A 9,788-nucleotide genomic window follows, 5' to 3' on the forward strand; every position below is an offset into this window, starting at 1 on the left:
TATAAACAACGTATCATGGATGCCATTGGTGACGAAAAATTTACACCTTACATGACACTCTTTTTCAAACCTTCTTATGATAAAGTTTTTTTAGAGTCTGTCAAAGATGATATCACAGCGATCAAACTCTACCCTGCCGGTATCACCACAAATTCTGAAGGTGGCGTAAGCGGTTTTGATGTAGAAGAGTTACGTCCTGCACTTGAAGCGATGAGTGAATTAGGCATTCCACTGTGTGTACATGGAGAAACAAACGGTTTTGTCATGGACAGAGAAGCGGAGTTTGTCAGTATTTATGAAAGGTTGGCGACAGCATTCCCTAAACTAAAGATCATTATGGAACATATCACCACTAAAGAGAGTGTCGAAGCCTTAGATAAATTTGAAAATCTTTATGCGACCATCACTCTGCACCACCTTATCATCACCCTCGATGACGTGGCGGGAGGTATGCTTAAACCGCATCTTTTCTGTAAACCTATAGCCAAACGCCCCGAAGACAGAAGTGCCCTGCTTAAAGTAGCTTTAGAAGCACATCCTAAAGTCATGTTCGGATCAGACTCTGCTCCGCATCCAAAACATGCCAAAGAGGCTTGTGGCTGTGCAGCTGGTGTCTTCACCGCACCCATAGCTTTGCAGGTCTTGGCTGAACTTTTTGAAAATGAAAATGCCTCACTTGCAAATCTTCAAGCCTTTATATCAGGAAATGCACAAAAGATCTACGGTGTCACCCCTTTAACAAAGACCGTGACCCTTGAGAAAAAAGAGTTTACCGTACCTTCAGATTACAACGGTGTGGTTCCCATGTATGCAGATGAAACATTAGCCTACAGTATAAGAGACGTTAGAAATGGATAATTTGAAATATGATGATGAAAATGATGAATTTAAAGCACTTACTTAAAAATAACTTGCTAACATAACAGACAAATCAAGAAGGATAGTAAATGATTGCAAATAACATTGAAGCACTGATAGGAAATACTCCTTTAGTCAAGATCAACACACTCTCTAAAGAGACAGGTACGACAATCTTAGGCAAGTGTGAGTTTATGAATCCTACCTCTTCCGTGAAAGATCGAATCGCTTTTAACATGATCAATGAAGCGCTAAAATCGGGTGATATTGATCAAAACACCACTATCATCGAACCGACAAGTGGGAACACAGGCATCGGTCTTGCTGCAATTTGTGCAGCAAAAGGTCTCAAACTTATTTTAACGATGCCTGAGTCTATGAGTATAGAACGTCGTAAGATTCTTATGCATTTAGGTGCAGAGCTCGTTCTCACACCTGCGGCAGAAGGTATGGGCGGGGCTATCTCTAAAGCATCTGAGTTAGAAAAAGAACTAGACAATGCAAAAGTACTTCAACAATTCAATAATCTAAACAACCCAGACATACACCGTAAAACAACGGCTCCTGAGATACTGAAAGATACAGATGGTGATCTAGACATTTTTGTAGCTGGCGTGGGTACAGGCGGAACACTTACGGGGACAGGTGAGATACTTAAATCAAACATACCTTCACTTCAAGTCATCGCAGTTGAGCCTTCTGATTCTCCTGTCTTAGAAGGTGGAAAAGCTGGACCACATAAGATCCAAGGTATTGGTGCAGGGTTTGTACCTGAAATACTTAATACGGAAATTTATGAGGAAGTCCTTGCAGTAACTAATGAAGAGGCATTTGCTATGGCTCAAAAAATTGCCAAAGAAGAAGGTTTACTCATAGGTATCTCAGCTGGTGCGAACATGCATGCAGCGCATATTATCGCAAGCAGACCTGAAAACAAAGGCAAAACCATTGTCACAATACTCTGTGATACTGCTGAACGTTACCTCTCAACGGAACTCTTTGACAGTTAATGTCAGATGAACGCGCATCCGCCCCTCTTCTACTTGAAACTATTAAGATAGTAGAAGGGAAAACACATAACCTTAGCTACCATCAGGCCCGATGCAACAAAAGCCGTCAGAAACTCTTTAAGCGTACAGATACATTAAATCTATCCTCACTTATTCATGCACCTCAAACTGGTTTGTATCGTTGTCGTATTGTCTATGGTGAGCAGTTACATTCTATTGACTATATCCCTTATGTTCCTAAAGAGATGCGAAGATTAAAGATCGTCTCTGCAGATATTGAGTATGACTTAAAATATGCCAATAGAGATACTTTAAATGCCTTGCTTGAATCCAACAAAGATGTAGATGAAGTGATCATAGAAAAAAATGGCTGCTTGACCGACACTACCATTTCAAACATTGCTTTTTCTAATGGTAGACAATGGTTCACACCAGAGAAGCCCTTGCTTGAGGGTACAATGAGGGCCAAATTGATAGATGAAGGATTTCTACACACGAAAGAGATAAGGCAAAAAGACCTGCCAAACTACTCACAAGTAGCTTTAATCAATGCTATGATAGGATTTAAAATTCTAAATCATGATACCATACAAAATATCATAAAGGGAAAATAATGACCATTAACCTTTTACAAACACCTGAGTATCGTACACTCATTCAATCACATATCTTTGGAACCATTAAATATCTATTTAATAAAAATCAAGAGTTTGCACTTGCATGTGAGGTGAAATACATCACATTTACCCCGGAATTACCTACTGATATCAAGGCATCATTTGATGACACAGTTCTATTTATATTAAGTGGTTTTACGTTTGAAAGTGCTCAACTCAATGATGACTCTTTCTCTTTTGAAGCGGGCTTTGGAAGTGATAATTTTGGTTCTGTAGTATCACTACCTCTACTGGCTATCAAGCAGGTTTTTGTAGGAGAGAATCCCATAGTGATTAATCTTGCAAATCCCGTTATAGAGAGTGAAAAGAAAAAAGAAGAAAGTGCATCCAAAAAATCTTCTATGGAAGCACTTTTAAATAATCCTGAGAATAAAAAACTTCTCAAAAATAAAAAATAGGAAGGTCCTCTTAGCAGTGACCCGCTAAGATATAATTTACGACCTTATCTACATATGCATTGTGCTTATTCTCTTTAGAGTAGACAATGTAAAACTTACGCATCATCGTGTAACCTCTAAGTCTTGCTTCAAAAAGCTCCTCACTAGCAACTTCATCCATAATAGCATATTTTGATAAGATAGATACTACTGGTCTCTCTGGGTTTCTATCACTTTTCTTAAGTGTTTGAAGCACCGTAGTAGTATTACTTACTTCAGAAAGGACATTGAAGCTTTTACATGAAACACCCAGTTCATCAAATACATCAGCAACAACTTTTCTTGTATGAGAACCCTCATCTCGACAGATCCAATCATAATCATACAACTCTTCTGTTTTTAATGTTTTAGGTATAGGCACATTACTTACAACTACCAGTTCATCTTCCAGCCATTCTCTATAAATAAGGTCATGGTCCATAATAGGTGATTCAATAAGACCAACATCTATCTTTCTATCTTTGAGTTTTTGTATAATATTGTCACTTAGATCAATATCTAGATTCACGCTGTTGTTGATCGCTTCACTGATCGTATTAAGACATTGTCCAGGGATAATATATGTACCTATCGTAAATGAAGCGCCTAATCTAAATGTGATCTCTTTGTTAATAATTTTTAATATATCTTGTTCTGAAGAGAGTATCTCTTTCTCAAGTCTTGTTGCTATTTTATAGAGTTCTTCACCTTCATTGGTTAATTTAATACCATTCTTTTTACGTTCAATCACTTTACACGCTAAATATTTTTCAATAAATTTAATTTGTTGTGTTACGGCAGGTTGAGATATCCCTAACTTTGCAGATGCTTTAGAAAAACTTCTTTCACGTGCAACAGTTAAAAATGTCTCCAATTTTACAAAATCTTTTAACATCAATATGTCCTTTTTTCTTCGTAGTTTAAATATAATAAGTTAATTAAGTCATTATATCTAATTATACTTAAACATACATAAGTTATCCTTATCAGAATAATTTTATTTTGTATAATATGCTAATTTTTTTCTTTATGGCACTTCTAATTAATTAAAAGGTATAATTAATACTATTTAGGAGCGCAATGACGTCATGGAAACAATTTTAAATGCACTGAACCCATCACAGCGAGAAGCAGTCGAGCACATTGATGGTGCGATGCTTATCCTTGCAGGTGCGGGGAGTGGAAAAACCAAAACACTAACTACCAGACTTGCCTACCTTGTAGGCGAAGTAGGTATAGACCCTGCAAACACTTTAACACTTACTTTTACCAATAAAGCTGCAGCAGAAATGCGTGAACGTGCCCTTAAACTAATGTCTGACAAGGTCTCTTATCCTCCACTTTTATGTACCTTTCACAAATTTGGCTTGCTCTTTTTAAAATTTCATATCGAAAAGCTGGGTAGAAGTAATGCCTTTGTGATCATAGACAGCGATGATAAAAAACGACTTTTACGTTCTATCGCCAAAGAATTAAAAGTAGACCTCAATATCTCATTTATCGCTTCTGAGATCTCAAAATACAAGAACTCTCTCCTCTCACCTGAACTGGTTTTAGAAAAAGCTGAACTGCCTGATTACAAACAAATTGCCAATATCTATGTAAAGTACCAAGAAAATATTGAAGAGAACAATCTTGTAGATTTTGATGACCTCCTCATGCTTACCTACAAAATACTTAGTGAAAATGAAGCGCTGAGGAAAGAGACAAGTAAAAGATACCAATATATCATGGTAGACGAGTACCAAGACACCAATGAACTACAGTTTCAACTTCTTGAACTTCTTTCCTCTGAACATAACAATCTCTGTGTTGTTGGTGATGATGATCAGAGTATTTACGGATGGAGAGGTGCAAATATTCGTAATATCTTAGAATTTGCAAACAATTTTGAGACATGCAAAACCGTGAAACTTGAAACAAATTACCGTTCGACCGAACCTATACTCAAGGCAGCAAATACACTCATAGAACACAACTCCACACGTCTGGGTAAAAAACTTACTTCACATAAAGGAAGCGGTCAAGAAATCAAACTCCTTCATTCACTTGATGAATCTCTCGAAGCCAAATCCATTGCACATGCAATCCAAAAATTGCTTGATGAGGGTGCAGACCCGGACGAAATAGCAGTGCTTTACCGTATCAATGCACTTTCACGTTCACTTGAAGAGGGTTTTACTAAGGCCGGTTTAGGTTTCAAACTCATCGGAGGGATGCGTTTTTATGAACGTGCAGAGATAAAAGACCTCATTTCCTACTTGAGAGTCCTCTCAAATCCACATGATGATTTTTCTCTCATACGTATTATCAATAAACCTAAAAGAGGTATTGGAAAAGCATCTATAGAGAAACTCCAAAAAGCTGCTTATGATAACAAAATGTCAATATTTGAATATATTGAAAAATCAACACAAGGTGAACTTCCCAATGTTGCGAGTAAAAAAGTTGTCACTGCACTGGGTAAACTTGTTGAAGATATCACCTTTTTAAGAGAAGCATTGGAAAATGAACTTGGCAACTTTATTACACTCTTTGAAGAACGTATCAAGATCAAAGACCATTATGCCGGTATGGTAGACGGTTTTGATCGTATCTTGAATATCGATGAATTCTATGGATATTTCAGAGATGCTGTAATTAAAAACCCTGACCTTTCACTTGATGAATTCCTAAATGATATCTCGCTGCAGAGTGACCAGGATCAGGTGGAAGAAGACACGATCACTATTATGAGTATTCATGCAGCTAAAGGTCTGGAGTTTGAACATCTTTTTGTTATAGGTCTTGAAGAAGAATTTTTTCCTCTGCTAGGAGAAGGTTCAAACATGGAAGAAGAGCGCCGTCTAGGTTATGTAGCGATCACCCGAGCGAAATCAGATCTTACACTTTGTTATGTAGACAGTCGTTTTTACAAGGGTCGTCGTAAGATGATAGACAAAAGCCGTTTCTTGGGTGAAGCTGGACTTATCCAAGATACCAGTCTCAAGATCACAAAAAGTTCTGCTTTCAAAAAAGGAGACCTTGTGAAACACAAGATCTTTGGGATCGGACGTGTGCAAGCTGCCAACAAATCTGGTAAAGAGTACAAACTGCTTATTAACTTTGGTGGGAATAAAAAAGAGATACTAAGCTCATTTGTACAATCGATTTAAAGAAAACTCGTGAATAGATTATTTGTAGTCAATAAACCTATCTTTCGTTCTTCTAACGGATATATGGGTTATGTAAAACGCAAATATGGGACGAAAAAAGTAGGCTTCTCAGGTACACTTGACCCCTTTGCGACGGGGTGCCTCATTGTTGCTACAGGACAATACACCAAACTTTTCCAATACCTCAACAAAACGCCTAAAAGCTATAAGGCTACCCTATGGCTAGGGGCTAACTCTCCAAGCCTTGATATAGAGAAGATAGACAGCATTAAAGAGGTATCTTCCTTTTCAGAACAACGCATAGAAGAAGTGTTGCAATCCTTACAGGGTGAACTCACCTATTATCCTCCAAAATTTTGTGCCAAGAAGATAAACGGTAAACGCGCCTACGAACTTGCTCGTGAAGGTTTGGAGGTAGATCTCAAGACTATCACTTCCACGATCTATGATATCAAACTGCTGAACTATAACCATCCTTTTGTACACTTCGAAGCCAAAGTCAGTGAAGGGACATACATACGCAGTCTGGGTGCACTTGTCGCAGACAAACTGGGTGTAGATGGTACACTCTCCAGTTTACACCGCATCCATGAAGGACAGTTCTATTATGATAATGAAAAAGCCCTTGATCCCTTCACACATTTAGCTCTTCCTCTCAATGTATATACAGGAGAAGAAGAATACATGGAACTGGGGAAAAAGCTCTCCGTAGAGTATTTTGAAACAAAAGAGGATGGTGTCTACCTCATAGAGACATCAAACTTTTTTTCTATCATAGAAATACAGGATGAAGAGGTCACATATCGATTTAACCGTATCCCGAAGTTTGAGGAAAATTAATGCACACTGTCAAAGCACATGCAAAAGTAAATATCTTTTTAAAGATCACCGGTCATAAAGACGGCTATCATACCCTGCTCTCAAGATTTATGAGGGTAGAAGACTTGTATGATACCATCACCTTTGAACCATGTGAATGTGATACTTTTACCATAGAAGGCTGTGATGATATACCGCTTGAATCAAACACCATATACAAAGCCTACAAAGCACTTAATGACTATACCGGAGACTTAGACATACTCAATTACTTTTACAAACATAAGGTTGTCGTTACCAAACGCATACCAAGTCAAGCAGGTTTAGGTGGAGGCAGTTCTGATGCAGCAGCTTTTATGCGTTTGGTCAAAGAAGTTTGTCATCTGATGATCAGTACAGATGAACTGGCAAAACTGGGAAGTACTATAGGTGCAGACCTTCCATTTTTCATCTACAACTATCCTTCAGCCAATGTAAGTGGTTTTGGAGAAATTGTTGAGCCTTTTGAAGAAGAACCACTTCCTCTAAAACTCTTCACTCCTGACATAGGCTGTGATACTACTATGGTCTATAAAACATTCAAAGAATATCTCTTGAATGACATCCGCTTATCCTCTTTCATAGAGTGGGAAAAACTCGATTCAAGAACGTTACTGGAACGCATCGAAGATCCCGTAATACTCAACGATCTCTACAGTGCTTCTCTTATCGCTTATCCAGAGTTAAAAAAAGTTAGTAAAGAGGGATGGTTCTTTTCTGGAAGCGGAAGTACATTTTTCCACTTGGTTTAAGGTGCTCCCTATCGACAGGTTTATGTCATTTAATAGGTGTCTCTTCCTTCAAAAAATAATTTATTAATCTATTCTAGTTATAATAAAAGAATTTAATGTAAAGAAATAACAATGTCAAAACTCCCCCAATATCCTGATATCTTCAATGAACTTAAAGAGCAAGTACGTAAAGCTGGTCTACTCGATCGTGTACCTGTTCGTGGTAGCATAGAGATGATCGCTATTCTTGTCTCAATAATAACAGCACTAGCTACTGCAGCATTTTGGAACCCTGTACTTTTAGGACTCTTTTTGACATTGATATTCACTCGTGCCGTGTTTGTTTCTCATGACATCTTACACACGCAGTATTTTAAAAACAAGGGCCTGTCAAAAAAGCTTAGCTACCCTTTTTCAGCGCTCATACTCAGTAACTCCTCTTCATGGTGGGACTATAAACATAATGTCAATCACCACACCTACTGTAACATTGTGGAAAAAGATGCTGATATACGTGCTCTTGATGGTGCCTTTACACCCCAAAAAGGGAACAAGCCTTTTATCAAAAAGTATAAACACCTCATCTTTTGGGGAGCAATGTTTTTTATGTTCCCCGCATTTATAGCACAGTCATACAAATTTGTGATCACACGAAAACTCTGGGGCGAATTTGCATTGATGCTTCTCCACTGGCCTCTTATTTGGGGCACACTGATCTACCAGATAGGTGCAGTCGATACTCTTATCGTCGCATTGACACTTAATTTTGTGCTCTCACCATGGCTTGCTTTCGGTTTCATTACGAACCACTTGGGGTGTGAGACGTTTACTGAAAAGGAAGCTAAAAATTTCTCTTGGATGGAACTGCAGATGAGAGGAAGCCGTTCTTTAAAAGGCGGTTTTTTAGTACACTGGTTCTACGGTGGACTCAATACACAAATAGAGCATCACCTCTTCCCGAAAGCACCACGTTTTAATCTGCTTAAAGTACAAAAGATGACAAAAGAATTTGCACAAAAGTACAATATACCCTATTTTGAAACGACACCAATGATAGCCTATATACAGATCAATGACGCGTTAAAAGAGTATTGAAGTCTCTATCACTCTTTTGCTTTCTTCTTTAGCATAAGTAAATATAACTCTTCAACTTTATCTCTTGCCCAGGGTGTTTTTCTTAAAAATTTTAGGCAGGAATTGATACTTGGATCATAATTAAAACATCGTATGTTTACAAACTGTCCCAACAGTTCCCAGCCGTACTCTTCCTGTAACTCTTCAAGAATCTGTTTTAGTTTAACACCGTGTAGAGGGTTATTTTTATGTTCATCATTTGTCATATAACATCATACCATCAATATCCCAATGAAATGTTTGAAGAAGACCTTTAAACATTTCATCCATGGGTGCATATATCACCACTTCTTCTTTACTTAAAGGATGTATAAACTTCATCTTATCAGAATGCAACAACAATCTATGACACGCAAACTTCTCTCGAAACAGATTGTTATGTTCTCCTCTGCCGTGCTTGGTATCTCCTACTATAGGATGAAATATGTGTTTCATATGACGTCTAAGCTGATGTTTCCTCCCTGTCTTTGGAAAAAGTTTTACCAATGAATAACGTGCAACAGGATAACGGCTTACAGGAAAAGGCAACTCCACTGTAGCCAAACGTTCATACGCCGTTTGAGCCTCCTGTACTTCTTTGGTGATACCTTGTTTCTTTTGCTCTTTGGTATCTAACATCTGTTTGAGCGGATAGTCTATCAGGGACCTATCTTCAGTAAAGCCACGCACGATAGCAATATACTCTTTATGCACTTGGGATGAACGAAAAAGAAGAGACATTGTCTGGGCCATTTCACCATTAAGTGCAAAAAGTAATACCCCTGAAGTGGGTTTGTCCAAACGATGGATAGGATAGACATATTGTCCTATCTGATCACGTACCAATTGCACAGCAAACTTCGTCTCATGTTTGTCAATAGGTGACTTATGCACGAGTAACCCTGATGGTTTATTGATAGCCACCAAATATTCATCTTGATAGAGTATTTCCAAAGGGGTTGTTTCTGTA

Annotated in this window: 11 protein-coding genes; 8 read left to right on the plus strand and 3 right to left on the minus strand. The window is 38.0% G+C overall.

From position 1 onward, the window contains the following. From pyrC to WBM70_RS04590, 4 genes are all read left to right on the plus strand, one after another. Positions 1-858 (plus strand): dihydroorotase (gene pyrC, locus WBM70_RS04575; RefSeq protein WP_424557328.1); only part of this gene is annotated, 858 nt, incomplete at its 5' end. 89 nt (positions 859-947) lie between these two features. Continuing rightward, positions 948-1,868 (plus strand): cysteine synthase A, encoded by a 921-nt coding sequence (cysK, locus tag WBM70_RS04580; protein WP_424557329.1) that lies wholly within the window; start codon positions 948-950, stop codon positions 1,866-1,868. Beyond that, positions 1,868-2,482, plus strand: a complete 615-nt coding sequence (locus WBM70_RS04585; protein ID WP_424557330.1) for an aminotransferase class IV — start codon at positions 1,868-1,870, stop codon at positions 2,480-2,482. Before cysK ends, WBM70_RS04585 begins: the two co-directional genes overlap by 1 nt. Next, positions 2,482-2,943: a hypothetical protein gene (locus WBM70_RS04590; RefSeq protein ID WP_424557331.1), complete on the plus strand. Its 462-nt coding sequence runs from the start codon at positions 2,482-2,484 to the stop codon at positions 2,941-2,943. The genes WBM70_RS04585 and WBM70_RS04590 overlap by 1 nt, the downstream gene beginning before the upstream one ends. A gap of 10 nt (positions 2,944-2,953) precedes the next feature. On the opposite strand, the gene WBM70_RS04595 is transcribed toward WBM70_RS04590, so the two are convergent. Next, positions 2,954-3,856: a LysR substrate-binding domain-containing protein gene (locus WBM70_RS04595; protein WP_424557332.1), complete on the minus strand. Its 903-nt coding sequence runs from the start codon at positions 3,854-3,856 to the stop codon at positions 2,954-2,956. Between the two features lie 193 nt (positions 3,857-4,049). Between WBM70_RS04595 and WBM70_RS04600 the strand changes: the two genes are divergently transcribed. From WBM70_RS04600 to WBM70_RS04615, 4 genes are all read left to right on the plus strand, one after another. Continuing rightward, the gene (locus tag WBM70_RS04600; RefSeq protein ID WP_424557333.1) at positions 4,050-6,116 is read left to right on the plus strand and encodes an ATP-dependent helicase; all 2,067 of its coding nucleotides are present in this window, start codon (positions 4,050-4,052) and stop codon (positions 6,114-6,116) included. Between the two features lie 9 nt (positions 6,117-6,125). Next, a complete protein-coding gene (truB, locus tag WBM70_RS04605) occupies positions 6,126-6,956 on the plus strand; it encodes a tRNA pseudouridine(55) synthase TruB (RefSeq protein ID WP_424557334.1) in 831 nt (276 codons plus the stop codon). Further along, positions 6,956-7,726 carry a 4-(cytidine 5'-diphospho)-2-C-methyl-D-erythritol kinase gene (locus WBM70_RS04610; RefSeq protein WP_424557335.1) on the plus strand — a complete coding sequence of 257 codons (771 nt, stop codon included), beginning with the start codon at positions 6,956-6,958 and terminating at the stop codon, positions 7,724-7,726. Before truB ends, WBM70_RS04610 begins: the two co-directional genes overlap by 1 nt. A 111-nt stretch (positions 7,727-7,837) precedes the next feature. After that, positions 7,838-8,800 carry a fatty acid desaturase family protein gene (locus WBM70_RS04615; RefSeq protein ID WP_424557336.1) on the plus strand — a complete coding sequence of 321 codons (963 nt, stop codon included), beginning with the start codon at positions 7,838-7,840 and terminating at the stop codon, positions 8,798-8,800. An 8-nt stretch (positions 8,801-8,808) separates the two neighbouring features. Here WBM70_RS04615 and WBM70_RS04620 read toward each other — a convergent pair whose 3' ends face one another. Together WBM70_RS04620 and truC are read right to left on the minus strand one after the other, a co-directional pair. Beyond that, positions 8,809-9,045 carry a VF530 family DNA-binding protein gene (locus tag WBM70_RS04620; RefSeq protein ID WP_424557337.1) on the minus strand — a complete coding sequence of 79 codons (237 nt, stop codon included), beginning with the start codon at positions 9,043-9,045 and terminating at the stop codon, positions 8,809-8,811. Beyond that, the coding region (truC, locus tag WBM70_RS04625) for a tRNA pseudouridine(65) synthase TruC (protein WP_424557338.1) at positions 9,035-9,788 on the minus strand (754 nt) is incomplete at its 5' end. The genes WBM70_RS04620 and truC, both read right to left, overlap by 11 nt.

Source organism: Sulfurovum sp. (assembly GCF_049668085.1).
GTDB lineage: Bacteria > Campylobacterota > Campylobacteria > Campylobacterales > Sulfurovaceae > Sulfurovum.